Origin of the sequence: Nocardiopsis mwathae (assembly GCF_014201195.1) — a bacterium.
GTDB lineage: Bacteria > Actinomycetota > Actinomycetes > Streptosporangiales > Streptosporangiaceae > Nocardiopsis_C > Nocardiopsis_C mwathae.
This window is the reverse complement of record NZ_JACHDS010000001.1, coordinates 5,759,723-5,785,873: the sequence shown is the minus strand read 5'-3', so window position 1 is coordinate 5,785,873 and position 26,151 is coordinate 5,759,723. Positions and strand designations below refer to the sequence as shown.

Here is a 26,151-nt window from a genome sequence, read left to right as displayed (position 1 = left end):
GACAAAGTGTAGTAGATGCGTCGGCGCCTGCTTCGATGCCCCTGTTGTCCGCTTCTCCGCCGGCCGCCGACCTCGGTCTCACGCCACACCCGCGCCGGGTGTGGGTCGGACCGGGCCGTACCGGTGACGGGCCCGTATCAGGCCCGCGCCGGAGCCGTCGGTGGTCGGCTCACACAGAAATGCGATCGTGGTGTACCGCGGCCCACCCTAGGGGCGATGGGCGGGGCTGCACCGCCCCCATGGGTGACACGCCGCTTGCTCAACCGGCCTCGACGAACGCTTCGCGGAGGTAGTCGTGGACAGCGCGTTCCGGCACTCGGTACGAGCGGCCCACACGGATCGCGGGAAGCACACCGGAGTGGACCATTCGGTAGACGGTCATCTTGGAGACACGCATGATCGTGGCGACCTCGGCCACGGTGAGGAACCTGACCTCTTCCAGAGGTGCCTTACTCCCGTTCATGTTCTGCAACGCCCTCGCTTCCGGACGTGCGCGTAGGTGTCACTGCTTCTGTCTGCCGACGCGATGACCCCGTACGGCAGTGAGGGGATGGCTCCCGGCCGCTACGCCCCATCGCCGCGCCGGCGTGCCGTTCGGTAACTGCTGACACGTCCGGTTTCAGGGTAGATCCGCGTGCACGGCTTTGAAAGGCCGGTTTTGCTGTCTCTGCAGCTACATGAGGGCTGGGGGTCGCGTGAGGTTTAGCGGATGGGTATAAACGGCTCCCCTGTCACCTGAACCCCGCCCTGTGCAGGACGTAGTCGGACAGCGGGCGGTAGTCGTCGGTGGAGTATCCGTCGTCCAAGGGGACCGTGGTGAGGAGTTTTCCCTCGTGTTCGGCGAGGAAGAGCGCCGGATCGTTACAGTCCGCGAACCCGATGGTGGGGATACCCGCTTCGCCGGCGGCACCCGCGAAACCATGATCGGCGATGACCACCTGCGGCCACTCTTCGCCCCGCTCAGTAAGGGAGTTCAGGGCTGCCCGCATTCCGAAGGGATGGTGGCTGTGCCGCGGTGCCTCACCGTCCATCACCAGTCCGACCCCGTCGCGCCACACCAGGATGCGGCGGTGGGGCGGCTGTTCGGTCGTCACCTCATAGGAGTATCCGCCCGCCGCGGTGACGACCTCGCAACCGCGCTTCTCCAGCTCGCTCTTCCACAGCTGGTAGGTCTCCAGCAGATTGCGCGGGTGGCCGGTCGCGAACATGACCCGCTCCCGGTAGCGCGCCGCCTCGGCGAGGCGGTCGCCCACGGCCTCCAGCGCGTCCACGGTCAGATCGGGGTCGATGGTGTCGATCCCCCACTGGTGCGACTCGTCGGCCACCACCCCGCAGCGCTTCACCATCAGGGCCAGAACCTCCGAGAACGACCACTCATGGGCGAAGGTGAGGCCGAACTGGTAGTAGGGGTCCTTGTGGCACAGCCGCCGGTAGTGCCTGAGGTTGCTCTGCCGGGGTGTGTCCACGTGCCCGGCGATACCGGTGCGCACCAAGTGCTGGATGAGTTCTGCACGCGAAGGCGGCGCCACCAAAAGATCCCCCTCCCACTGCCGGACCCGTCGATCCGGCTCGTTCCCGGCCGACGACCCGCCGCACGCGCCACGCGCAGCGGCGGGTCCCGCTCCATTCCCCACGGCGCGGCCGATCCCGATCCGCCCGGGGACGGGCAGCACGCGTCGTCATACCCTGTCCGCCCCGCATTCAACTTCACCCACCGCTGCGGTGGGCGAATCGGACCCGGGAGTCGTGGCCGCGCTCACAGGCTCGGATCGATCCCGTGGCTGGGGAAGACCGCCTTCCGCGTCTCCTGGATCGCCTGGTCGACCGGGTCATCCGGGTCGAAGCCCTCGTCGAAGGGGGTGAACCGGGGGGCGCGCCCGTCCGTCATGTACAGCGGAGGGGCCTCGCCGGTGCGCTCGCGGACGAAACCCCGCCAGGCCTCCGGTGTCTCGATGCCGGGGTCGATCTCGACCCCCGCGACCTCGGCCAGCAGGTGCGTCCACGCGCGCGGCACGACCTGCACCAGCTCATACCCGCCACCGCCGAGGACCACCCAGCGCCCGCCCGCGGTCTCCTTGGCCAGTTTGTGCATGGCGGAGTAGATCCGACGCTGGCCGTCGAGGCTCAGCGTGAGGTTGGCCAGCGGGTCCAGCAGGTGGGTGTCGGCACCCTGCTGGGTGACCAGCACCTCCGGCTGGAACTCGCGCAGCAGCGGCGGGACGGTGGCCTCGAAGGCGCGCAGCCAGCGGGTGTCATCGGTCCCGGCCGGCAGGGCGACGTTGACGGAGTAGCCCTCGGCACTGGGGCCGCCGACCTCGGTGGGGCGGCCGGTGCCGGGGAAGAGGGTCAGCGGCGACTCGTGCAGGCTGATCGTCAGCACGCGCGGATCGTCGTAGAACATGGCCTGCACGCCGTCACCGTGGTGCACGTCCACGTCGACGTAGGCGACGCGCTTGGCGCCCTGTTCGAGCAGCCAGGCGATGGCCAGGGCGGCGTCGTTGTAGACGCAGAAGCCCCAGGCGTGCTTGGGCATGGCGTGGTGCAGCCCGCCCGCGATGTTGGCGGCGTGCTCGGTCTCGCCGCTCCACACCGCGCGGGCGGCGGCGACGGACGCCCCGCCCACGAGGGCGGCGGCCTCGTGCATCTGCGGGAAGACGGGGTTGTCGGGGGTGCCGAGGCAGTACTGCTCGTCCCCGACGAGCGTGTCCCCGGCGCGCTTCACCGCTTCGATGTAGCCGGGATCGTGGATGAGCTTGAGCAGGTCGTCCGAGGCCGGCTCCGCGCCGATGAACGACACCCCGGGCGCGTCGAAGACGCCCAGCTCACGGCTGAGGGCCATGGTCAGCTCCACCCGGACGGGCGCGAGCGGATGCTCCGGCCCGAAGTTGTAGGCGGTCAACCCATCATCCCAGGCCAGGTGAAGCGAACAGCCCATGCGCCCTCCCAGCGGTCCCGACATCGCGGCCTGTGCCGAACAACACAGTAGTCAACCGGTACAAACCAATGGACGACCGGGGTCATTCCCCCGCCCGCACCCCTCCGTCGCCCTCGGGGCCGTCGACCGGATGCCCGCCGGTATCCGGCCCGCGGCACCGAGATCGACGGAGGAGACGGATGCGTCCAGAGCGTCCGGCGGGGGTTCAGCCCTCCGACAGGGCGCGGCTGCGGTCGCGCGCCGCCTCGATGGCGTCGGCGAACGCGGTCCGCACTCCGTGGCGGTCCAGTTCCCGGACCGCGGCGGCGGTCGTTCCGCCCGGCGAGGTGACCGCCTCGCGCAGGACCACCGGGTGCTCCCCGGACTCGTTCAGCATGGCCGACGCCCCGGCGATGGTCTGCCCGACGAGCCGCTGCGCGGTGTCACGCGGCATGCCCATCGCGACGCCCGCCTCGACCATCGTTTCGGCGATGAAGTAGAAGTAGGCCGGACCGCTCCCGGACAGCGCGGTGACCGTGTCCATGTGCTTCTCGGGCACCTGCACCACCTCGCCGACCGAGCGCAGCAGCCGCTCGGCGTGGTCGAGCTGCTCGGGCGTGGTGTGCGTGCCCGCCGCGATCGCCGTCATGCCCTTGCCCACCAGTGCGGGGGTGTTGGGCATGGCGCGGACGACGGCGACGTCGGCGCTCAGGTGCTTCTCCAGCACCGCGGTGGTGATCCCGGCCGCCACGGAGATGACCAGGCGCCGACCGCCGCCCAGGTGCGGGGCGAGGTCGTCGAGCAGGTCGACCATGTCCTGCGGCTTGATCGCGAGCAGCAGCGTCGCGGCGCGCTGCGCCGCCTCGCGCGGCGACACGGTCTCCACCCCGTACTGCTGCCGCAGCCGGGCGGCGTGCGGCGCGCGCGGCTCCACGACGAGGACGTCGGCCGGGTCGTACCCGGTCCCCAGCAGCCCGGCGAGCAGGGCCTCGCCCATTTTCCCGGCACCGATGATCGCGATCATTCACTCCACCTTTCGAACGCTTTCAACGGTATCGGCGCTCGGCTGCCCCGCGCGTCGCCTTTCTCACTTCCTGGACACCGCCGACCGCGCGGCGAACATCAGGTTGGCGGGTCGCTCGGCGAGGCGGCGGGCCAGATAGCCGTACCAGTTGTCGCCATAGGGGATGTAGACGCGTACCTTGTGGCCCTCGTCGGCCAGTCGTCGCTGCTCGTCGGGGCGCACGCCGTAGAGCATCTGGTACTCGAAGTCGCCCGGCGCCTTGCCGTAGCGGCGGGCGAGCGTCCCGGCGATGTCGATCAGCCGCGGGTCGTGCGTCGCGACCATGGGGTAGGCCTCGCTCGCCATCAGCAGGCGCAGCGAGCGCACGTAGGAGGCGTCCACGTCGCGCCGCGCGGTGAATCCGGTGACGGGGTCGGGAGCGTAGGCACCCTTGCACAGCCGGATCCGGGCCTTGGGCAGTGCCAGCGCGGCGGTGTCGGCGTCGGTGCGGTACAGGTACGACTGCAGCACGCAGCCCAGCCAGGGGAACCGGTCGCGGAGCGAGGTGGCGATGCGCAGCGTGGCGTCGACGGTGTCGGGCGCCTCCATATCGACGGTGACGGTGGTCCCGACGTCGCCGGCGGCCGCGCAGATGCGCCCGACGTTCTCGGCGGCCAGTGCCTCCCCCTCTGCCCCGAGCGCGAGGCCGACGGCGGTCGCCTTGACGGACACCTCCGCCCACCCGGACAGCCCGGCGTCGTCGAGCCGCTCCAGCAGCCGCAGGTACCCGCGGGTGATCTCCTCGGCCTGCGCAGGGTGCGCGGTGTCCTCCCCCAGCAGGTCGACCGAGGAGTAGATACCGCGTTCGGCGAGCTCCCCCGCCGCCCGCACCGCGTCGACGGCGCTCTCCCCGGCGACGAACCGGTCGATGACCCCCCGCGTCACCCGCGACGACGAGACGAACGACCGCAACCGCTCGTTCCCGGAGACCGCCAGGAAAGCGTTCCGCCAGACCATCCGCCGCTCCTCCATCCACACCACGACACCAGGGGGTCTTTCGAGCCTACGCCGCCCGACGCCCCGATCCCTGTCGAGGGCACGCAGCCGCGGACGCCGGGAAACGGGTCCGGTGCACGATGCCCCCGCGACGAACCTCCGGCGCCCGGTCGGCCCGTGGGCGGGCCGAGGGTCCGCCGGCCGGAGCCACCGAGGGCACCTCGGGGAGGCGAAGGGATGCGCGTTCAACAGGCAGGGCGGGACGAACCCGGGTTCCCGATGCTCCCGATCACCGGGCGGGGACTGCGAGTGGCGGTCACGCATCGCCCCCCTCGATGACGGCGCGGATGGCGGGGGCGTAGATGGCGACGATCTGTTCGGCGTCCGCTGTGCGGACCACCTCGACGCCCACCACGTAGCGCATCAGGACCAGGCCGAACAGCTGGGATCCGATCATCGCCGCACGCAGCGGCGCGAAGCCGAACTCCTCGGCGATGCGGTGCACGATGACATCGTTCATGAAGCCCTGCACGACCGCCGCCGCGTCTTCGTGGCCGGCCGCGGAGCGGATCAGGGCCAGCAGCGGTTCGCGGGTCTCGGGGGCGTCCCAGACGCCGAGGAAGAACCGGATGATCGCCTCGGCGGGGTCGTCCCTGTGTTCGGCGATGATCGCGGGGATCTTCTCGGCCGGGTTGAAGGGCAGCCGCATCGCCGCGACGAACACCTGCTCCTTCGCCCCGAAGTAGTGGTGCACGAGTGCGGGGTCGACCCCTGCCGCCCGGGCGATGCCGCGGATCGTGGCGCCGTCGTAGCCGAACTCGGCGAACTGTTCGCGGGCCGCCCGCAGGATCTCCTCCCGGGTCTGCGTGGCGCCCGGCCGTCGTCCTGTTCTCGCCATGGCGACCAGGGTGTCAGGTCTCGTCCGTGACCGTGCCGTCGGTGTCCACGACGAAGTGGCGCGGTGGAGCGGGCTCGGCCCGACGCTGCAGGGCGATGCGCTCGCGGCGGTCGCGGGGGCGGGGCGCCTCCGCGTCCCGGGATACCGGGGAACCTGGGGACGACCCCCGCACCCCCGCTGCACCGTGCTCCCCGGGGGACGACCCCCGCACCCCCGCTGCACCGTGCTCCCCGGGGGACGACCCCCGCACCCCCGCTGCGAAGTGCAGCCGCGTGAAGGCCAGCGCCTCGGCCAGCTCCAGCTGGCGGGCTTCGCGGTCGGCGGCCTTTCGGGTGTTCACCTCCAGCACGAGCTGACCCTCGTAGCCGGTGGTGGCCAGGTGTTCCAGCAGTTCGGCGCAGGGCTGGGTGCCGCGTCCCGGGATCAGGTGCTCGTCGAAGTTCTGCTTGCCCGTGCCGTCCGCGAGGTGGACGTGGGAGAGCCGGTCGCCCAGCTGCTTGGCCATGTCCATCGCGTCGGAGCGCGACATGGCCGTGTGCGAGAGGTCCAGGGTGACGTCGGGGTAGTCGCGGTCCAGCGGGTTCCAGCTCGGCGCGTAGGGCACGGCCTCCTTGCCCCGCATGTGCACCGGGTACATGTTCTCGACCGCGAAGACGACGTCGGTCTCCTCCTGCATCCGCTCGATACCGGTCTCGAACTCCCGGGCATAGTCCCGCTGCCAGCGGAACGCCGGGTGCACCACGATGGTCTTGGCCCCCAGCTTCTCGGCCATCTCCTTGGAGCGCACGAGCTTGCCCCACGGGTCGCGGCCCCAGACGGCCTGCGTGAAGATCAGGCAGGGGGCGTGGACGGCGAGGATCGGCACCCCGTGGTAGTCGGAGAGGCGGCGGAGCATGTCGATGTCCTGGCTCACCCGGTCCGTGGACACCAGAACTTCAACGCCGTCGTAGCCGAGCTTGGCGGCGAGCTCGAAGGCCACCGGCGTCTTCTCCGGGTAGACCGACGCCGACGAGAGCACAACGGGCGCGTCTGGAACCTGGATAGCGCTCACCTTGACAAGGGTATGCGGTGCGGCCTCCGATTGGCTCGGATCCGCCGCCGATCGCTATCGTCCTACGGGTGAGCGCAGCGCTGGAGGGGGCGATCCCGAGCCCCAACATCTGGAACAGCCCCCGGGTGTACGAGCTGGAGAACCGTGCGGTCGACCCCGATGGTGTCATCGACGCCGCAATGGGCCGCATCCGCGGCATGGACGGCGCCGACGTGCTCGACATCGGGTGTGGCACCGGTTTCCACCTCCCCCGGTTCGCCCGGCGGGCGGCCCGGGTGACCGGGGTGGAGCCGCACGCCGGGCTGGCGAGCGCGGCGCGCGCCCGGGTGGCGGGGGTGGAGAACGCCGCGGTGCGCACCGGACTCGCCCAGCGGCTGCCCGTCCCCGACTCCTCCGCGGACGTCGCGCACGCCCGCTGGGCGTACTTCTTCGGTCCGGGTTGCGAACCGGGCCTGGCGGAACTGCGCCGGGTGATGCGGCGCGGCGGCGTCGCGTTCATCATCGACAACGATGCGACCCGCAGCACGTTCGGCACCTGGTTCCGGCGCTTCCTCCCCTCCTACGACCCGGTGGCCGTCGAACGCTTCTGGGCCCGTCAGGGCTTCGAGCGCGAACGGCTGACCATCCGCTGGCTGTTCGAGGACCGCGCCGACTTCGAGGCTGTCGTCCGCATCGAGTTCACCCCCGCCGTCGCCGACGAGGTCATCGCCACCCACCCGGGCCTGGAGGTCGACTACGCGATCAACCTCTGGTGGCGCGACTACTGAGGCGTGCCCTGAACGATGCGCCCTTCCCCCGAGTCCGTGGACAACCTGCGCGGGATGTCGGTGGTGGGCGCTAGCGTGCTTGGCATGGCCAAGGCTCCCAAGACCACGTTCCGTTGTGCCGAGTGCGGCTGGACCACCCTCAAGTGGGTCGGGCGCTGCGGCGAGTGCCAGGCGTGGGGCACGGTCGACGAGGCCGGTACCGCCTCGACGGAGGTGATCGCGCCGTCGCGTGTCTCGTCCCCGGCCCTGCCCATCACCGAGATCGACGTCGAGGCCGCACACGCCGCGCCCACCGGGCTCGACGAGCTGGACCGGGTGCTGGGCGGAGGCGTGGTCCCGGGCGGGGTCATGCTGCTGGCCGGTGAGCCCGGTGTCGGCAAGTCCACGCTGCTTCTGGAGGTCGCCGCGCTGGCCGCCGACAGCGGTCCCGTGCTGTACGTGACCGGCGAGGAGTCGACCGGGCAGGTGCGGCTGCGCGCCGAGCGGCTCGGCGCGCTCTCGTCCAAGCTGTTCCTCGCGGCCGAGACATCGGTGGCCGCCGTGGTGAGCCATGTCGACGCGGTGGCACCGCGGCTGCTGATCGTCGACTCGGTGCAGACCATGATCTCGCCCGAGGTCTCCGGAGTTCCGGGCGGGGTCACCCAGGTGCGCGAGGTCACCGGTGCGCTGATCCGGCTGGCCAAGGAGCGCGGCATCGCCACGGTGCTGGTCGGGCACGTGACCAAGGACGGGTCCATCGCCGGGCCGCGGCTGCTGGAGCACCTGGTCGACGTCGTCCTGCAGTTCGAGGGCGACCGCCACTCGCAGCTGCGCATGCTGCGCGCGGTGAAGAACCGGTACGGCCCCACCGACGAGATCGGCTGCTTCGAGCTCACCGACTCCGGCATCATCGGCCTGCCCGACCCCAGCGGCCTGTTCCTCACCCGGCGCAACGAGCCGGTGCCGGGCACGTGTGTCACGGTGACCCTGGAGGGGCGCCGTCCGCTCATCGCCGAGGTGCAGGCACTGGTCTCGCACTCCAACCTGCCGGCCCCGCGCCGCGCCACCTCCGGACTGGACACCGGCCGGGTCAACATGGTGATGGCCGTCCTGGAGCGGCGGGCCGGTGTGCGCATCGCCAACGCCGACGTCTTCTCATCCACCGTGGGCGGCGTCCGACTGGGCGAGCCCGCGGTCGACCTCGCGCTGGCGCTGGCCACGGCCGGTTCGGTGAAGGACGTCGCGCTCCCGCGCGGGCTCATCGCCATCGGCGAGGTGGGTCTGGCCGGCGATGTGCGGGCCGTCAGCGGCGTGCAGCGGCGGCTGATGGAGGCGCAGCGGCTCGGCTTCACCCAGGCGGTCGTACCCCGGCACAGCGAGGAACCGGTCGAGGGCATCGAGACCATCGGCATCGACGACCTCGCCGAGGGGCTGCGGCTGGCGCTGCCGTCCCGGCGCCGGTCCCAGGGCACCGCATGACGCGGCCCCGCCCGGCGCCGCACCGAGTGGAGCGGTGCGGCACCGGGCGGGGCCGGGCGACCCACGGGGACGCGTGCGGACGCCGTCAGTTCAGGCGGAACACCTGGCGCTCGGCGCCCTCGTCGTAGTCGCTTTCCAACACGGCCACATACGTGCCGGGACGGGGCGCGTTGACGTCGGCGTCACGGCAGTTCTTCCAGGACCGCTTGCGGTCCCAGCTGATCGTGCGGGTCTCGGGGACTCCGCGCTCCAACTCCTTCTTGACCGTGGCCTTGTCGCCCTTGGCACAGTCGGCCGTGGAGAAGACCCGGTCGTCACCGGACCTGATCAGCACCTCCATGTTCTTCGGCCCCATGTCCACGGTGCAGGCCTGCTCGCCGGTGTTCACTGCGGTGATCTTGATCTTGGGCTTGGCGTCCCAGGCGTAGTCGGACTTGTCGACTTCGAAGGTGACCACGACATCCTGCGGGCGGCACGGGTCGCTCGCCTTCGTGGGCATCGGCACCGACTCCTTGGCGCCGGACCGGCCCGACCCGCCCGAGCCTCCGGACCCCGACCCGGTCCCCGATCCGGCCGCCGACCCTGCGGCGCCGGTGTCGGCACCCCCGCCCGAGCCGCCGCCGTCGGCGCCCCCGGCCTCACCGTCGCCGTCGCCGGTGTCGGCATCCACGTCCCCGTCGGGATTCGGGCTCTCCTCGGTACCGGGAGACCGCTCGGGTGAGACACTGGGCGAGGCCGCCTCCGGTGACGCGTCGGCGTCGGTACCCGCCGCCGCTCTGTCCTCGTCGGAGGACGAGGGGCGGGAACACGCGTAGGCGATCAGCGCCACAACGAGGAGGAGCCCCGCCAGGACGAACACACGTCGCTTCCAATACGTTTCCGGACTAACAGGTCCAGGATGCCCAGCACTTGCCGCCATGGGGCGTAGTATTCCGGGTTTCCCCGCGTGTCACCTACTCAACCCGCCGAACTCTCCACTGATTGCGCATGTTCGACAACCCCTACAGCACCACCGTTCTCACCTGGTACCAGGCCAACGCCCGCGATCTGCCATGGCGCCGCCCGGATGCCTCACCTTGGTCCATCCTGGTCAGCGAGATCATGCTGCAGCAGACGCCGGTCGTGCGGGTACGGCCCGCGTGGGAGGCGTGGATGGAGCGCTGGCCCACCCCCGCCGACCTCGCCGCCGAACCGTCGGGTGAGGCCGTCCGGATGTGGAACCGCCTCGGGTACCCGCGCCGGGCGCTCAACCTGCACGCCTGCGCCCGCGAGATCGTGAACCGCCACGGCGGCCAGGTGCCCGACTCACACGCCGACCTGCTGGCGCTGCCCGGCGTCGGCCCCTACACGGCCGCGGCGGTTGCGAGCTTCGCGTTCGGGCAGCGGCACGCCATCCTCGACACGAACGTCCGCCGGGTCCTGGCGCGTGCCGACACCGGCATCGAGTACCCGCCCAAGGCGCAGAGCAAGGCCGAGGTGCGGCTCGCCGAATCGCTGCTCCCGCCCGAACCCGATGTCGCGGCCCGGTGGGGGGTGGCCATCATGGAGCTCGGCGCCCTGGTCTGCACGGCCCGCTCCCCCGCGTGCGCCGACTGCCCGATCGCCGACAAGTGCGCCTGGCGCCTGGCCGGAAAACCCGCCCACGACGGCCCGCCGCGCCGTGGCCAGACCTACGCGGGCACCGACCGGCAGGTCCGCGGCCGCCTGCTGGCCGTCCTGCGCGACGCCCCCGGCCCGGTGGAGAAGCCGGCCCTGGACGGCGTGTGGGACGAACCCGTCCAGCGCGAGCGCGCCCTGGACGCCCTGGTCGCCGACGGCCTGGTCGACCCCCTCGACGACGGCCGCTACGCCCTCCCGAGCTGACCGGTGTGAGCCGGCCGCCGGCCCACACCGGTCAGGCGCTCACACGCGCCGGATGCTGATGCCCGGGGCCAGCAGCTTCAGGTCCTCCACGTCCGAGGTGAAGATCGTGACATCACCCTTCAACCGGCGGGCGATGACAGCCAAGACAGCGTCCACCGCATACTGGTGTCCATGGAGCTTGGTCTCTGCGAGTAGTCGGCGAGCAGCACGGGCCTCTTCTTTGCCGATCTTGTTGACCTGGATCCGGGAGAGCGCCCAGTCCCAACGCCGTTCGGTGATCTTCCCGTCGTAGGCCTCGACGAGTGTCATCGGGGAGGTGACCATGTCGGCGTGGCCTCCGACCGCTATCTCGACGAATGCCATCATCCGCTCATCGCCGTGCACTATCAGCGACAGTGCTTCAGAGTCGAGAACGAAGTAGCGCAGTGGCTTGAGATTGGCGTACCGCCTCGTCACGCGGCGTCCTCCGATTCGCGAGCAGAAGCACGCCGTGTCTCGTGCTCGGCGTCGATTTCCGCCAACTCAGCCCACGCGGCGGCGCGTGCACTCTCGCTGACCGGACCGTACTCCTCCTGGAGCCAGTCGAACAGTTCAGCGAGCAGGTCACGGTCCCGCTTCTGGCGCACGGCCTCAGTGAAGTACGCCGATATGCCCCGCTCGTCCACCTCGGCACGGATCTCTTCGAGTAGATCCTCTGGGATGGTGATGGTCACTTTCTTTGTTGCCATACTCACGACCATACTCCTCGCGGTCGTCTTCGCGCAGGGATTCCATAGAAGTTCCTCAGGCGACCACTATCACCCCACCTATGCGAAAGCGGGCCCACGCCGTGGTGGCGTGGGCCCGCTTCGGTCAGGCCGGGTGCGGTGGAGCGGGTGCGGCTACTCGCTCTTGCCCGCGGCGGTCTCCTCGACCGCCGGGGTGTCCGGAACCGAGTCCGGCTTGGGCACACCGTGGAAGGTGAACTTGGCGTCCGTGCCCTCGCCCTCGGCGTCGATGACGACGATCTGGCCGGGCTGGACCTCGCCGTAGAGGATCTTCTCCGAGAGCTGGTCCTCGATCTCCCGCTGGATCGTCCGGCGCAGGGGCCGGGCGCCCAGGACGGGGTCGTAGCCGCGCTCGGCGAGGACCGTCTTGGCCTTCGGACGCAGCTCCAGGCCCATGTCGCGGTCCTTGAGGCGCTCGTCGAGCTGGTTGACCATCAGGTCGACGATGCTGATGATCTCCTTCTCGGTGAGCTGGTGGAAGACGATGACGTCGTCCACACGGTTCAGGAACTCGGGCCGGAAGTTGGTCTTCAGCTCCTCGCTGACCTTCGCCTTCATCCGGTCGTAGTTGGTCTTGGCGTCGTCCTCCTTGGCGAAGCCCATGGCCGCGCCCTTGGAGATGTCCCGCGTACCGAGGTTCGTCGTCATGATGATGACGGTGTTCTTGAAGTCGACCGTGCGCCCCTGGGCGTCGGTGAGCCGACCCTCCTCCAGAACCTGCAGCAGCGAGTTGAAGATGTCGTTGTGGGCCTTCTCGATCTCGTCGAAGAGGACCACGGAGAACGGCTTGCGGCGCACCTTCTCGGTGAGCTGGCCGCCCTCCTCGTAGCCGACGTAGCCGGGAGGCGAGCCGAACAGGCGCGAGACGGTGTGCTTCTCCATGAACTCGCTCATGTCGAGCTGGATCAGCGCGTCCTCGTCACCGAACAGGAACTCGGCGAGCGTCTTGGACAGCTCGGTCTTACCGACACCCGACGGGCCGGCGAAGATGAACGAGCCACCGGGGCGCTTCGGGTCCTTGAGCCCGGCCCGGGTGCGGCGGATCGCCTGGGAGAGCGCCTTGATGGCGTCCTCCTGGCCGATGACCCGCTTGTGCAGCTCGTCCTCCATGCGCAGCAGCCGGGAGCTCTCCTCCTCGGTGAGCTTGAAGACCGGGATGCCGGTGGCGGTGGCCAGGACCTCGGCGATGAGCTCCTCGTTCACCTCGGCGACGACGTCCATGTCGCCGGCCTTCCACTCCTTCTCCCGCTGCGCCTTCTTGTTCAGCAGCTGCTTCTCGTCGTCGCGCAGCGACGCCGCCTTCTCGAAGTCCTGCGCGTCGATCGCGGACTCCTTGTCCTTGCGGACCTCGGCGATCTTGTCGTCGTACTCGCGCAGGTCCGGCGGGGCGGTCATGCGGCGGATGCGCATGCGCGAGCCGGCCTCGTCGATGAGGTCGATGGCCTTGTCCGGCAGGAAGCGGTCGCTGATGTAGCGGTCGGCGAGCTGTGCCGCGGCCACCAGCGCGCTGTCGGTGATGGACACCCGGTGGTGCGCCTCGTAGCGGTCGCGCAGGCCCTTGAGGATCTCGATCGTGTGCGAGATCGTCGGCTCGTCGACCTGGATCGGCTGGAAGCGGCGCTCCAGCGCGGCGTCCTTCTCCAGGTGCTTGCGGTACTCGTCCAGGGTGGTGGCGCCGATGGTCTGCAGCTCACCTCGGGCCAGCATGGGCTTGAGGATGGAGGCGGCGTCTATGGCGCCCTCCGCCGCGCCCGCTCCGACCAGCGTGTGCAGCTCGTCGATGAACAGGATGATGTCACCGCGCGTGCGGATCTCCTTGAGCACCTTCTTCAAGCGCTCTTCGAAGTCGCCGCGGTACCGGCTGCCGGCGACCAGCGCGCCCAGGTCGAGCGTGTAGAGCTGCTTGTCCTTGAGCGTCTCGGGGATCTCCCCCTTGACGATCTTCTGCGCCAGGCCCTCGACCACGGCGGTCTTGCCGACGCCGGGCTCACCGATCAGGACCGGGTTGTTCTTGGTCCGGCGCGACAGCACCTGCATGACGCGCTCGATCTCCTTGTCCCGGCCGATGACCGGGTCCAGCTTGCTCTCGCGCGCCGCCTGCGTCAGGTTGCGGCCGAACTGGTCGAGCACCAGGGACGTGGACGGAGTGGACTCCGAGGAGGCACCCGTGGCCTGGGGCTCCTTGCCCTGGTAGCCGTGCAGCAGCTGGATGACCTGCTGGCGCACACGGTTGAGGTCGGCACCGAGCTTGACCAGGACCTGCGCGGCCACGCCCTCGCCCTCGCGGATGAGGCCGAGCAGGATGTGCTCCGTACCGATGTAGTTGTGCCCGAGCTGCAAGGCCTCCCTGAGGGAGAGCTCCAGGACCTTCTTCGCGCGCGGGGTAAAGGGGATGTGACCGGAAGGAGCCTGTTGACCCTGCCCGATGATCTCCTCGACCTGCTGGCGGACCGCCTCCAGGCTGATCCCCAGGCTCTCCAGGGCCTTCGCGGCGACGCCCTCACCCTCGTGGATGAGGCCGAGCAGGATGTGCTCCGTACCGATGTAGTTGTGGTTGAGCATCCTGGCCTCTTCTTGCGCCAGGACCACCACGCGCCGTGCGCGGTCGGTAAACCTCTCGAACATGTCTCGTCGCTCCTCACAGAGCGGTCCGGCAGGGACGGAAGCTCCGGCCCTCACTTTTCCGCATTCCGGCCCCGCCGGGGAGTGAGCCCCTGCAGGGCGCTACCGCACCCGTCCACCAAGCCGTCCGGTCCACCCGGACCGACCCGACAAACACATCCCGCACGGTGGCCGTCCCAGACCATCCGTGCCAGAGACTTTCCCCGACGATAGGGCGTTCACCCTCATCCAACTACCAATCGGGCCTTCAGTGTTCCAAGTACGCCGCAAGCGAACGGCCCGCGCGCCCCCGGATGGCGGGGGCACGCGGGCCGTCCTGTGAATACTGCGGTGGTTTGCTCTCAGCGAACAGAGAGCGGCAGGCCGCGAACACCGCCTCGCGGGACTCGGGGTCCTCCGGACCGGGTGATCCGGCGGTGATCCCCGTGCGGGTCCGGAAGGGGGCCCGGTTCGCCGCGAACGGCGCAGCCCCGCACCGCCGCGGGCCCAGGGCGCGTTGTGCGGATCGCTTCCTCACGCGCGGCCGCCGCAAGGGCGCTCGCTCACCGGAAAGCATCCGCTCGACACGTGTCGGCCCGCGGCCGTGTTCCACGACGCGATGCACGCTAGGCCCGCATGGCGCGGGGTCAGCGCTGGGCGGCCTCGTACTCGGCCACGATCGCGGCCGGGATGCGGCCACGCTCGTTCACCTGCTTGCCGGCGGCCTTCGCCCAGGCGCGGATCTCCGCGCTGCGCTCACGGCTGGGGGCGCTGCGCGCGGCGCGGCGTCCGCCGCGGCCCTGCTTGGCCGGGGCCTTGCGGGCGGCCTCGACGAACGGGGCGATCGCTTCGCGCAGCTTCGAGGCGTTGTCCGAGCTGAGGTCGATTTCGTAGCTAGTACCGTCGACCCCGAACGAAACGGTCTCCTCCGCTTCGCCGCCGTCGAGATCGTCGACGAGAAGCACCTGAACCTTTTGTGCCATAGATACAAACCTTTCAAGAGTGCGGTGCGACGGCACCTTAATATAAAGCTATCCGGAAAGAACGCGGAAGACAATTCTCCGCGCGGCAAAAAATCGTGCGGTCCGCGCCGGAGCCTCCCCGGCGAAAAGCTCGGCGCGACGCTCGATACCCCTGCCGCACCCCTGGGCGGGCGGCAAGGGTTAACACGAGGGGCCTGACCCCATTCCCATACCTTGTCGGTTAGCGGTCAGCGGCATCGCCACGGTCGGCGGGAACTTCCGGAGAAGCCCCCTCCGCACCCTTTGCCCCGTCTTCCGGCGCAACGGCGGCGGCCCCGGCCGGGCTCGCCGCCGCGGCGTCGCCCTGCGCGGAACCCGTTGCGTCGTCGACTTCACTGACGAGCCGGCCGTCCGACGTTCTCGGAGCCATCTCCTTACGGAGCAGCTTGACGACGAACGTGCAGAAGACCGCCGCGACAACGGCAGGGGGGATCAGCGCCGACAAAATATCACCCATCGAACGCACTCCCCTTCCTTGTCGTTACTTTATGCAGCAATTACCCCACGGAGGGGCGTGTTCGGGTCACGCGGACACTCTGACCGCATCCCCAACCGTGTGGGAAGGGGGACCCCGACATCATAGACACCTTCGGCCCCTTTCCAAGACCCCCTACGTGCGAGGAGTCCCAGAACCTCGACCCGGGCGGCAGCCGGGGCCGCAATAGGGGGGACGGCGTCCCGAGGACTTCGCGATCTCCCATAAGCGCGGGGGGTCGCGACCGAATCACCGGTGAACTGACAACGCTTCGTAGCCACATGCGAGCGGAATCACCCCCGAGAGGGTTGGGGATATGAAACCGGCCCCACTCGCCCGGCTCGGCACGTCCGGAAGGAAGCCTCCCGCGGCCTCTCGATCACAATCCATAGATTACCTGCCTCTATACCCCACTCTCACCCCGGTTGACGCGAACGCGCAAACGACCTCGGCAAGTTGTGGGATCGTGACTCTGGCGGTACCTAACGGGACACCATCTAAGAAGAGCGTAAGTCCTACGGGCACGCTACAAGAGGACTTTGGGAGGTAGGGCGCCGGGTTCCGACCTGAACTGCATATTCGCACCAAGTACTCACGGGCTCACTGTGGGATTCGGCCGTGAACGCTCCACCCGTGCGCCTACCGCCCCGGCATTGCCCTACCGGGTCGCGGTGATTTCACTCACCCCCACCCGGTATGGGGATGTGCGTGCCAATCCGACCCGTCCAGCCCGCCCCCGGTGTTCCGGGCGGGGACGAAAACGGTGCCGGGGACCTGCGCACCCTCCCCACCAGTTGTCAGAAACCACCGGGATTCGTGCACTCTGCGGAGAAACCCGCCGTCGGCAATGCAATCGGACGTACCCGAAGGGGTGGCGCCATTTGATCCACGCCCCGGCGCCTGCGCGGCCGTCCGGGCGTGCTCAGTCATCCAGATACACGAGCATGCGGGTGTTGCCGAGGGTGTTGGGTTTGACCCGCTCCAGGTCGAGGAATTCGGCTACGCCCTCGTCATAGGACCTCAGCAGCTCCTCGTACACGCGGGGGGACACGGGAGTGCCCTGGATGGGCTCGAAGCCGTGCCTGCCGAAGAAGGCGGTCTCGAAGGTGAGGCAGAAGACGCGCCGCACCCCCACATCCCGGGCGTGCACCAGGAGCTCGCGGACGATGCGGTGGCCGACGCCGTGCCCCTGCAGGGCGGGGTCGACCGCGACGGTGCGGACCTCGGCGAGGTCCTCCCACAGAACGTGCAGGGCACCGCAGCCGACGACGGTCCGCCGTTCGCCATCGTCGGCCTCGGCCACCCAGAACTCCTGGATGTCCTCGTACAGGTTGACCGTGCTCTTGGAGAGGACACGGCGTTCCCCGCTGAACATATCCATGAGTCGGCGGATGTGGATGACGTCTTGGGTCCGCGCGCGGCGGACGGCGACCTGCGTTATGGGCATGACCGAATAAGGTTACCTACCCGTGTCACCCGCGCGGAGTCGGCACCACAGAAGTCCCACCCGGGATGCCTCGTTCTCCCGGGCGGAACTTCACACGGTTCGGTGTTCGGTCAGATCAGCTGCTTGCGGGCGGCCCACACCACCGCTTCTATCGGGGTGTTGACGCCCAATTGGTCGCATATGGCCCGGAGACGGCGGCGCAGGGTGCGCGCGCTGAGTTCGAGACGCCGCGCGGCGACGTCCGTGGTCACGCCGGTGGCGATCTCCGCCAGCAGCTGGAGCTCATCGTCGGTCAGCTCGACCGGCAGGCTCGGCCCGCCATCGCGCGAAGGCGCGGGGGCCGGCACCATTGCCTCGCCGAACGGCGGGACACCGGGATCGTTTACGGCACGACGTACGAGTGTGGCCTGTTCCACTCCGTCCTCCCTCATCCATGGTGAGTGCGGAACAACAACTCGTCGCCGCAGGAACCTTGGGTGAGGTGAGGTACGAACCTCCGGACATATGCGCTCGGGCGCTGATGCGGACCGACGGCAGGCCACCGACGTACTCGTTCCCCTGGCACAGAAACGAGAGCTCGGTGTAGGCCATGATCCGCGGACCCGATGACCTCGGTCTGGGACGGACAGACCGGGCGAGTGCACACACGGCGAGAGATGGGCGAACCTGCCGGAGCCGCGCTCAGCCATCCTCACTCGCCGTCACCTCAGATCCACTACGGCAAACAGGCGGAAAATCTCCGCTCGCTTCGAAACGCTAAGCGGCTGGGAACAGGGCGTCAAGGTCAATCATCTTACTCAGAGTGATTATAAACAGACGTATCGTCACATCCGTAGAGAACAAGAACCTACGAAGACGGCAGTGACCTGCGAAAATAATCTTCAGCGCGCAGGCGCGGCACGGACCGTGATCGGCCGAAGAGTATTGAAGAAAGTGACCATGAAGACAGTGCGATGGCCTGGGGCTTTACACAGTGAACGAATATCACGATTCGGCAACGCGAACCGGATGCCCCCGGCGATCGTCTCACCCCAGGACCGGCGTTCGCGCACCGCGCGCCGACCCCGCCGCGCTCACTCCGGCTTGACGAGTGGAAAGAGCACGGTCTCCCGGATGTTCTTGCCGGTGAAGGCCATCAGCAGGCGGTCGATGCCCATGCCGACGCCGCCCGAGGGCGGCATACCGTACTCCAGGGCGCGCAGGAAGTCCTCGTCGAGCTGCATGGCCTCGGGGTCGCCCCCCGCCGCGAGCAGCGACTGCTCGGTCAGCCGCCGCCGCTGCTCGACCGGGTCGACCAGCTCGGAGTACCCGGTGCCCAGCTCCATGCCGAACCCGATGAGGTCCCACTTCTCGGTGAGCAACGGGTCCTCGCGGTGCACCCTGGTCAGCGGACTGGTCTCCAGCGGGTAGTCCCGCACGAAGGTGGGCTGCACGAGGGTGTGCTCCACCAGCTCCTCGAACAGGTGCTCGACCAGCTTGCCCTGGCCCCAGTCGGGGCTCCACTCGATCTCCCGGGCGTCCGCGTGCTTGCGCACCGTGTCGATCGGCGTCCGCGGGGTGATCTCCTCGCCGAGCGCCTCGGACACCGCGCCGAACAGGGTGACCGACGGCCACTCTCCGCCGAGGTCGAACTCCTCGCCGTCGCGCTCCACGACCGGCGAGCCGAAGACCGACCGCGCCGCGTCCTGGATCAGGGTGCGCGTGATGTCGGCCATCACGTTGTAGTCGGCGTAGGCCTGGTAGAACTCCAGCATCGTGAACTCGGGGTTGTGCGTGGAGTCCGCACCCTCGTTCCGGAAGTTCCGGTTGATCTCGAAGACCTTCTCCATGCCGCCGACGGCGAGCCGCTTGAGGTAGAGCTCCGGCGCGATGCGCAGGTACAGGTCGAGGTCGTAGGCGTTGATGTGCGTGGTGAACGGGCGCGCCGTGGCGCCGCCGTGCACGGGCTGCAGCATCGGGGTCTCGACCTCGATATAGCCCAGCCCGTCCAGGGTCGAGCGCAGCGACCGGATCGCGGCCGACCGGCGGCGCACCATCTCCCGCGACTCGGGGTTCACGATGAGGTCGACGTAGCGCTGGCGCACGCGCGCCTCGGGGTCGGTCAGCCCCTTGTGCTTCTCGGGCAGAGGGCGCAGGCACTTGGCGGTCAGCCGCCACGCGTCGACCATGATCGAGAGCTCGCCGCGCCGCGACGTGATGACCTCGCCCTCGACGCCGACGTGGTCGCCCAGGTCGATGTCGCTCTTCCACGCTGCCAGTGCCTCGGCACCCAGCTTGTCCAGGGACATCATCACCTGGAGGTCGCCGGACTCGTCGCGCAGCGTGGCGAAGCAGAGCTTGCCCCCGGTGCGGTAGAGCATGACCCGGCCGGCGATCCCGACGCGCTCGCCCGTCGCCGTGTCGGGCTCCAGCCCGGCGTGCTTCTCCCGCACCGCACCGATGGCGGTGGTCCGGGGGAAGGTGACGGGGAAGGGGTCGATCCCCTCGCCCCGCAGCCGGTCCAGCTTCTCCCGCCGGACCCGCATCTGCTCGGGCAGCTCATCGTAGGATTCGTCCAGCACATCGCTCACAGGCCCGATCCTATCGGCCCGATCCGTGTGCCCGGGGCGCCTGTCCACAACCGCCGCACCCCTTCTCACCCCGCGTTGCGGGCGAAGACGAGGCGCAGCCCGACCAGGGTGAGCCACGGCTCGTGGACGTCCACGGTCTCGCACTCCTCCACCACCAGGGGCGCCAGCCCGCCGGTGGCCACCACCGTGACGTCGTCGACGTCGTCGACGTCGTCGGTGAGGTCCTGGGCCATCCGGTCGACGATGCCGTCGACCTGGCCGGAGAAGCCGTAGACGATGCCCGAGCGCAGTGCCTCGGTGGTGTTCTTGGCGATGACGCTGCGCGGTTTGACGATCTCCACCATGTGCAGCTGCGCACCGCGCTGCGACAGCGCCTCCACCGAGATGTCGATCCCCGGGGCGATGGCACCGCCGACGTATTCGCCCTTGACGCTCACCGCGTCGAACGTGGTGGCGGTGCCGAAGTCCACGACGATGCACGGGCCGCCGTAAAGCTGCACGGCCGCCAGTGCGTTGATGATGCGGTCGCTGCCGACCTCCTTGGGGTTGTCCATCCGGACCGGGACGCCGGTCTTCACACCCGGTTCGACGATCACCGCCGGGACGTCCCCGAACTGCCGTCGGAACATCTCGCGCATCTCGTGCTGCACGGAGGGCACCGAGCAGCACAGCGCGATCCCGTCGATGTCGGCGATGGTCAGCAGCTCGCTGGAGCCCACGAGTCCGCGCAGCACGACCGACCACTCGTCAGCGGTGCGCCGGGCCTCCGTCCCGACACGCCATTGCTCCATCAGGTCGTCCCCGTCGAAGAGGCCGAGGACGGTGTGCGAGTTACCGACGTCGATAGCGAGCAGCATCTGGGCCTTATCCGAGGTCGTGGAACGGATCAGTGACTTTCGCGCAGATCGAGCGCGATGTCCAGCGCCGGGCTGGAATGCGTGAGGGCACCCACCGCAAGATAGTCCACCCCGGTCTCCGCCACCCGTGAAGCGGCGGAAAGAGTCAGCCCTCCGCTGGACTCCAGCCGCGCGCGGCCGTCCACGAGGGCCACGGCCGCGCGCAACTCCTCCACGGTGAAGTTGTCGAGCAGGATCTCCTCCGCACCGGCCCGCAGCGCCGGTTCGATCTGGTCGATCCGGTCGACCTCGACCTCCAGCGGGATGTCGGGGAAGGCGCCGCGGACGGCCGCGACCGCCTCGGCCACTCCGCCGGCGGCCACCACATGGTTGTCCTTGATGAGCGCGGCGTCGCACAGCCCGAAGCGGTGGTTGGTCCCGCCCCCGCAGCGCACCGCGTACTTCTCCACCGCACGCAGGCCGAGGTGGGTCTTGCGGCTGTCACGGATCCTCGCCCGCGTCCCGGCCACGGCGTCGGCCCAGGCGCGGGTGGCGGTGGCGATACCGGAGAGGTGGGTGAGCAGGTTGAGCGCGGTGCGCTCGGCGGTGAGCAGGTGGCGGGTGCGGGCGGTCACCGTCATCAGGACATCGCCGCGGCGCACCCGGTCGCCGTCGGCGGCGTGCCGCTCCACGTCGAGGATCCCGTCGGCGACCGCCCAGAAGACGTACTCGGCCAAGGGCAGCCCGGCGACGACACCGTCGGCGCGGGCCACCACGTCGGCGGTGCGAAGCTGCGCGGCGGGGATGGTGGCGGCGGTGGTGACATCCGGGCCGTCCTGGTCGGGGCCGAGGTCTTCGTCGAGGGCGTCGGCGACGAGCCGCTCGACACCCAGGGTGCCGGACCCGCGGACATCGCCCCGGGTGATCTCGGCGAGCTCGGCGGCGAGGTGCTCGGGCAGCCGGACCTCGCCGCGGGACCGGTCCACGGACATGGCATTCCCTTCGATTCGGACCGCGACGTTGGTCGGCCCGCGCCTCGGTGCGGGGCCGCCCGGCGCGGTCAGGTGCCGGGCGCGGTGCAGGGCGGCGGCGGTGAGCGTGCGCGCCACGGTCAGCAGGTTGGCGGCCTCCCAGGCGGGGGTGCCGGGCTCGGCGTCGGCGTTGGCCGGGTCGGCGGCCAGCGCGTCGAGCTCGCGCAGGGCACGTTCCAGGCCCTGCGCGTCGCGGCCGACGCCCACGTGGCGGGACATGGTGGCGCGGATGCGCGGCACGACGCTCGGCGCGACCAGCCCCGCCGACAGGTCGGCGGTCCGGTCGGCGACGGCGTCGGGCCGGGGGGCGGGGCGTCGAATCAGCCGTTCGGCCACCCGGTGCGCGAACACGACGCTCTCCAGCAGCGAGTTGGACGCCAGCCGGTTGGCGCCGTGCACACCGGTGCAGGCGACCTCGCCGACGGCGAACAGCCCGGGGACGTCGGTCTCCCCGTTGAGGTCGGTGGTGAGCCCACCGGAGGCGTAGTGGGCGGCGGGGGCCACCGGGATCAGGTCGGTGACCGGGTCGATGCCGTGTTTGCGGCACGAGGCGAGGATGGTGGGGAACCGCTCCTCCCACATCGCTGCGCCGAAGTGCCGGGCGTCGAGGTGGACGTGGTCGGCACCGGTGGCGGCCATGGCCGCGGCGATCCCCTGGGCGACGACGTCGCGCGGGGCGAGGTCGGCGAGGTCGTGCAGGTCTTGCATGAAGCGGCGGCCGGCGGCATCGACGAGGAAGGCACCCTCTCCGCGCACCGCCTCGGAGATGAGCGGCTGCTGGCCGCGGGCGTCGGCGCCCAGCCACAGCACCGTCGGATGGAACTGCACGAACTCCAGGTCGCGCGCGGTGGCTCCGGCGCGCAGGCCCAGCGCCACCCCGTCGCCGGTGGACACCTCGGGGTTGGTGGTAGCGGCGAAGGCCTGCCCGATGCCGCCCGTGGCCAGCACGACCGCCCCGGCGCGCACGGCACCCACGCCGTCGCGCTCGCCCTCGCCCATGACGTGCACGGTGACGCCGCGCACCGCTCCCCCGACCCCCGCGCCGATGAGCAGGTCGGGGACGAAGGCGTGCTCGATGAGCTCGATGCGGGACGCGGCCCGGACCGCGTCGCTCAGCGCACGCTGGATCTCGGCGCCGGTGGCGTCGCCCCCGGCGTGCGCGATGCGTCGGGCCCGGTGGCCGCCCTCGCGGGTCAGCGCGAGCTCCCCGGCGCCGGTGCGGTCGAAGGCGGTGCCGCGTTCGATCAGCCAGCGCAGCGCATCGGGGCCTTCGGTGACCAGGGCGCGCACGGCCTCGGGGGCGCACAGTTCGCGCCCGGCGATCACGGTGTCGACCATGTGCGCGACGGGGGCGTCGGAGGGGTCGATGACGGCGGCGATGCCGCCCTGGGCCCAGCGCGTGGACCCGGTGGACAACAGGTCCTTGGTGACGAGGACGACCCGGCCCGCCGGGGAGCGCTCGACGTAGCGCAGAGCGGTGCTCAGCCCGGCGATACCCGAGCCGACGACGACCACGTCGGCCTCGACGGACCAGCCGGGCGCGGGCGCCGTGAGCCGGCGGGGCAGCGGCGCCTGTCTCTCGCTCACCCGTGTGACCTCCTCGATGTCCACGTCGTTCGCCCTCGTCACGGCAGACACGGCCGGTGGTGCCGCGTCCCGCCGGGATGACTCGTGCGCTACAGGGTCAGCGGCACGTTGTCGATCAGTCGGGTCTTGCCGACCCAGGCGGCGACGGCGAGCACCGCCTCGCCCCGGAAGTCGTTGGGGACCTCGTCGAACGTGTGCGCGTCGACCAGGGCGAGGTAGTCCACGGCGACCGGCGGGGTCGCGCGGGCGGCTTCGTCCAGAACGTCACGAGCTGCGCTGAGGATACCGACCGGCCCGGTCACGGACGCGTCCGCCCCGGACAGCAGGGCGCGGGACAGTGCCAGCGCGCTGGTGCGCTCCTCGGCTCCGAGGTAGACGTTGCGGCTGGAGGTGGCCAGGCCGTCACTGTCGCGGACGGTCGGCGCGCCCATGACGGTGATGGGCATGCACAGGTCGCGCACCATGCGTCGCACGACGGCCAGCTGCTGGGCGTCCTTCTGGCCGAAGACGGCGATGTCCGGCCGGACCAGGTTGAAGAGCTTGTTGACGACGGTGAGCACCCCGTCGAAGAACCCGGGGCGGAACTCGCCCTCCAGCACCTGGCCCATCCGGCCGGGGCTGACCGTGACCACCTGTTCCCCTGGGTACATGACCTCGACCGGCGGGGCGAAGACCGCGTCGACGCCGTCCTCGGCGCAGATCGCGAGGTCGGCCTCGAAGGTGCGGGGGTAGCGGTCGTAGTCCTCGTTCGGCCCGAACTGGAGGGGGTTGACGAAGATGCTGACGACCACGGCGTCGGCCTGCTCGCGCGCGGCGGCGACCAGGCTGCGGTGTCCGGTGTGCAGGGCGCCCATGGTGGGGACGAGCGCGATGCGGCCGAGGTCGGGGCGCAGCCGGTCGAGTTCTTCGGGGGTCCGGGCCACGACCGGGGCGGTGCGGGGAGGAGTGGTTGCCGGTTCTGTCATGTCGGGTGTCCTCAATGGTCGGGCGGGGTGGCGACTCACGCCTGGAGGACGTCCAGCAGGCGTTCGGCGTCGTGGGGCTTGAGCAGACCTGCGGCAAGGGCGCGGTCGGCGGTGAGGCGGGCCAGCGCCACGTAGCTGGTGACGCTCTCCGGGGCGTGGGCGCGCAGTTCGGCGATGTGGGCGGCGACGGTCTCGGAGTCGCCGCGCAGCACCGGGCCGCTGAGGCCGTCGATACCGAGCCGCAGCGCGTTGTCGAGGGCGGCGCCCAGCAGGGGGCCGAGCATGCGGCCGGGCTGCTCCACCCCGGCTGCGGTGAGCAGGCCGGCGCTTTCGGCGACGAGGGTGACCAGGTGGTTGGCGCCGCCGGCCAGGGCGGCGTGGTAGAGCGTGCGGTGCTCCTCGGCGATCCACACGGGATCGGCCCCCATCTCCACGACCAGCGCCTCGGCGATGGGTCGCAGCTGCTCGGGGGCGGTGACCCCGAAGGAGCAGCTGGCCAGGCGATCCAGGTCCTCGTCGCGACCGGTGAACGTCATCACCGGGTGCAGGGCCAGCGGGAGGGCGCCCCTGGCGGTGGCGTCGTCGAGGACCCCGTAGCCGTGCGCGCCGCTGGTGTGCACGAGGATGCGGCCCTCGACCTGGGCACCGGTCTCCACGAGGCCGTGCACCAGGGGGCGCAGGGCGTCGTCGGGGACGGTCAGCAGCACCAGGTCGCACGCGGCGACGACGTCGGCCGGTTCGCACACGCGCGCGTTGGGCAGCCGCTGCTCGACCCGCTCACGCGAAGGGGCCGAGACCGCGGACGCGGCGGCCACGGTGTGCCCGGCGCGCTCCAGCGCCGCCCCGACCACCGACCCGACGCGGCCGGGGCCGATCACCCCGACCGTGAGCCGTGCCGGTCGCTGCTGTGTGGTTTCCATCGGATCGCTGCCCCTCGTTCCAGTCCACGGACGGGTACCGGACGTCGTGCGCACAGCCTACTGTCCGTAGTCTGCTGCATGACCTTCGTGCGACCGACGGATGCCGAGGTGGCTGGCACGCTATCACCGACCGTCGTGCTACGAGTAGTGTTTGCCAAATCTTCCGTGGCCAGCACGTACTACTAGAGCGCCTGGCCTGCCGCGCCTCCCGTCATTCCCCGGCGGCCCGTGCACCCCAGGGCCTACGCTCCCCCTCAACGCCTCCGCCGGCCCCTGCCGGTGCCGCGGTTGGCGACTCCGGCTCCCGCTCCGCCGGACCCATTCACCCCCCCACGATCCACGGGAGCAAGCATGCGCAGCACCATGCCCCTGACCGCTGTCGCCCTGGCCGCCCTGCTCGGCCTGACCGCATGCGGCAGCGGCGGCGCCGAGGACCGGACCACCGAACTGGACGCCGTCGAGGAGGAGGGCGCCGCGGCCGAGGAGGCCAAGGACGACGCGGAAGGCGCGGAGGCTGACACCGTCGAGGTCAAGCTCGGCGGCACCTACGAGTTCGACGACGGCCTGGCCGTCGAGCTCTCCGGCGTCGAGCGGGGCGTGTCCGGCAAGTGGGCGTTCCCGGAGAACGCGCCCATGGTGCAGTTCACCATCCAGCTTCAGAACGACAGCGGCAGCTCTATCGACACCGCCCTGACCCACGTCGAGTGCCAGGTAGGCGACGAAGGCCGCCGCGGGGAGTTCGTCGCCGATGCCGATCAGGGCTTGGGCGACGGCTTCACCAGCACGCTTATGGACGGGCGCCAGGCCACCGCCGACTACGGGTGCGCGATGCCGGAGGACGAGACGTACCTGCAGATCGAGGTGTCGGTGAACGACGATGTGTGGGAGCGCCCCACGATCTTCTTCGTGGGCGAGGTCGACTAGCCGAGGCCTTTCCGGAGTCCCTCCGATCTCATCAGCCCTCCCTGAGGCAGCGAACG

At 70.2% G+C, this 26,151-nt stretch carries 24 protein-coding genes; 4 read left to right on the top strand and 20 right to left on the bottom strand.

Features of this window, described 5'->3' with window-relative positions; genetic code table 11:
- Positions 1-259: 259 nt before the first annotated feature.
- From HNR23_RS25470 to HNR23_RS25440, 7 genes are all read right to left on the bottom strand, one after another.
- Positions 260-463, bottom strand: coding sequence for a helix-turn-helix domain-containing protein (locus HNR23_RS25470; protein WP_017593285.1), 204 nt, complete (start codon positions 461-463; stop codon positions 260-262).
- Between the two features lie 268 nt (positions 464-731).
- Positions 732-1,529 carry a phosphatase gene (locus HNR23_RS25465; RefSeq protein ID WP_184079468.1) on the bottom strand — a complete coding sequence of 266 codons (798 nt, stop codon included), beginning with the start codon at positions 1,527-1,529 and terminating at the stop codon, positions 732-734.
- A 227-nt stretch (positions 1,530-1,756) separates the two neighbouring features.
- The gene (locus tag HNR23_RS25460; protein ID WP_184079466.1) at positions 1,757-2,935 is read right to left on the bottom strand and encodes an acetoin utilization protein AcuC; all 1,179 of its coding nucleotides are present in this window, start codon (positions 2,933-2,935) and stop codon (positions 1,757-1,759) included.
- 205 nt (positions 2,936-3,140) lie between these two features.
- On the bottom strand, positions 3,141-3,938 hold the full coding sequence (gene proC, locus HNR23_RS25455; RefSeq protein ID WP_184079465.1) for a pyrroline-5-carboxylate reductase: 798 nt from the start codon (positions 3,936-3,938) through the stop codon (positions 3,141-3,143).
- A gap of 63 nt (positions 3,939-4,001) precedes the next feature.
- Positions 4,002-4,934, bottom strand: coding sequence for a proline dehydrogenase family protein (locus HNR23_RS25450; RefSeq protein ID WP_184079463.1), 933 nt, complete (start codon positions 4,932-4,934; stop codon positions 4,002-4,004).
- Positions 4,935-5,229: 295 nt separating this feature from the next.
- Positions 5,230-5,811, bottom strand: coding sequence for a TetR/AcrR family transcriptional regulator (locus HNR23_RS25445; RefSeq protein WP_184079461.1), 582 nt, complete (start codon positions 5,809-5,811; stop codon positions 5,230-5,232).
- Between the two features lie 13 nt (positions 5,812-5,824).
- On the bottom strand, positions 5,825-6,862 hold the full coding sequence (locus HNR23_RS25440; RefSeq protein WP_184079459.1) for a TIM barrel protein: 1,038 nt from the start codon (positions 6,860-6,862) through the stop codon (positions 5,825-5,827).
- A 68-nt stretch (positions 6,863-6,930) separates the two neighbouring features.
- On the opposite strand from HNR23_RS25440, the gene HNR23_RS25435 reads away from it, so the two are divergent.
- A complete protein-coding gene (locus HNR23_RS25435; protein ID WP_184079457.1) occupies positions 6,931-7,629 on the top strand; it encodes a methyltransferase domain-containing protein in 699 nt (232 codons plus the stop codon).
- An 84-nt stretch (positions 7,630-7,713) separates the two neighbouring features.
- The gene (gene radA, locus HNR23_RS25430; protein WP_184079455.1) at positions 7,714-9,087 is read left to right on the top strand and encodes a DNA repair protein RadA; all 1,374 of its coding nucleotides are present in this window, start codon (positions 7,714-7,716) and stop codon (positions 9,085-9,087) included.
- 85 nt (positions 9,088-9,172) lie between these two features.
- On the opposite strand, the gene HNR23_RS25425 is transcribed toward radA, so the two are convergent.
- Positions 9,173-9,946, bottom strand: coding sequence for a hypothetical protein (locus tag HNR23_RS25425; protein WP_184079453.1), 774 nt, complete (start codon positions 9,944-9,946; stop codon positions 9,173-9,175).
- A 128-nt stretch (positions 9,947-10,074) separates the two neighbouring features.
- On the opposite strand from HNR23_RS25425, the gene HNR23_RS25420 reads away from it, so the two are divergent.
- On the top strand, positions 10,075-10,950 hold the full coding sequence (locus HNR23_RS25420; RefSeq protein ID WP_184079451.1) for an HhH-GPD family protein: 876 nt from the start codon (positions 10,075-10,077) through the stop codon (positions 10,948-10,950).
- A gap of 39 nt (positions 10,951-10,989) precedes the next feature.
- On the opposite strand, the gene HNR23_RS25415 is transcribed toward HNR23_RS25420, so the two are convergent.
- The 12 genes from HNR23_RS25415 to HNR23_RS25360 form a co-directional block, all read right to left on the bottom strand.
- On the bottom strand, positions 10,990-11,406 hold the full coding sequence (locus tag HNR23_RS25415) for a PIN domain-containing protein (protein WP_184079449.1): 417 nt from the start codon (positions 11,404-11,406) through the stop codon (positions 10,990-10,992).
- Positions 11,403-11,678, bottom strand: coding sequence for a CopG family transcriptional regulator (locus tag HNR23_RS25410; RefSeq protein ID WP_184080883.1), 276 nt, complete (start codon positions 11,676-11,678; stop codon positions 11,403-11,405). Before HNR23_RS25410 ends, HNR23_RS25415 begins: the two co-directional genes overlap by 4 nt.
- Before the next feature lie 153 nt (positions 11,679-11,831).
- Positions 11,832-14,342, bottom strand: a complete 2,511-nt coding sequence (locus tag HNR23_RS25405; protein ID WP_184079447.1) for an ATP-dependent Clp protease ATP-binding subunit — start codon at positions 14,340-14,342, stop codon at positions 11,832-11,834.
- A 623-nt stretch (positions 14,343-14,965) separates the two neighbouring features.
- A complete protein-coding gene (locus tag HNR23_RS25400) occupies positions 14,966-15,301 on the bottom strand; it encodes a histone-like nucleoid-structuring protein Lsr2 (protein WP_184079445.1) in 336 nt (111 codons plus the stop codon).
- A 220-nt stretch (positions 15,302-15,521) separates the two neighbouring features.
- Positions 15,522-15,797, bottom strand: coding sequence for a hypothetical protein (locus HNR23_RS25395; RefSeq protein ID WP_184079443.1), 276 nt, complete (start codon positions 15,795-15,797; stop codon positions 15,522-15,524).
- A 940-nt stretch (positions 15,798-16,737) separates the two neighbouring features.
- On the bottom strand, positions 16,738-17,262 hold the full coding sequence (locus HNR23_RS25390) for an amino-acid N-acetyltransferase (RefSeq protein ID WP_184079441.1): 525 nt from the start codon (positions 17,260-17,262) through the stop codon (positions 16,738-16,740).
- 110 nt (positions 17,263-17,372) lie between these two features.
- Complete coding sequence (locus HNR23_RS25385) at positions 17,373-17,612, bottom strand: LuxR C-terminal-related transcriptional regulator (RefSeq protein ID WP_184080881.1); 240 nt, start codon at positions 17,610-17,612, stop codon at positions 17,373-17,375.
- 723 nt (positions 17,613-18,335) lie between these two features.
- Positions 18,336-19,832, bottom strand: coding sequence for a bifunctional lysylphosphatidylglycerol synthetase/lysine--tRNA ligase LysX (lysX, locus tag HNR23_RS25380; RefSeq protein WP_184079439.1), 1,497 nt, complete (start codon positions 19,830-19,832; stop codon positions 18,336-18,338).
- 65 nt (positions 19,833-19,897) lie between these two features.
- Complete coding sequence (locus HNR23_RS25375) at positions 19,898-20,689, bottom strand: type III pantothenate kinase (protein WP_184079437.1); 792 nt, start codon at positions 20,687-20,689, stop codon at positions 19,898-19,900.
- Positions 20,690-20,718: 29 nt separating this feature from the next.
- A complete protein-coding gene (locus HNR23_RS25370; protein WP_184079435.1) occupies positions 20,719-23,286 on the bottom strand; it encodes an L-aspartate oxidase in 2,568 nt (855 codons plus the stop codon).
- An 89-nt stretch (positions 23,287-23,375) separates the two neighbouring features.
- On the bottom strand, positions 23,376-24,251 hold the full coding sequence (gene panC / locus HNR23_RS25365; RefSeq protein ID WP_184079433.1) for a pantoate--beta-alanine ligase: 876 nt from the start codon (positions 24,249-24,251) through the stop codon (positions 23,376-23,378).
- A gap of 35 nt (positions 24,252-24,286) precedes the next feature.
- Complete coding sequence (locus HNR23_RS25360) at positions 24,287-25,171, bottom strand: Rossmann-like and DUF2520 domain-containing protein (RefSeq protein WP_184079431.1); 885 nt, start codon at positions 25,169-25,171, stop codon at positions 24,287-24,289.
- 351 nt (positions 25,172-25,522) lie between these two features.
- Here HNR23_RS25360 and HNR23_RS25355 point away from each other — a divergent pair, with 351 nt between their 5' ends.
- Positions 25,523-26,095 carry a hypothetical protein gene (locus HNR23_RS25355; protein ID WP_184079429.1) on the top strand — a complete coding sequence of 191 codons (573 nt, stop codon included), beginning with the start codon at positions 25,523-25,525 and terminating at the stop codon, positions 26,093-26,095.
- The last annotated feature ends 56 nt before the right edge of the window (positions 26,096-26,151 follow it).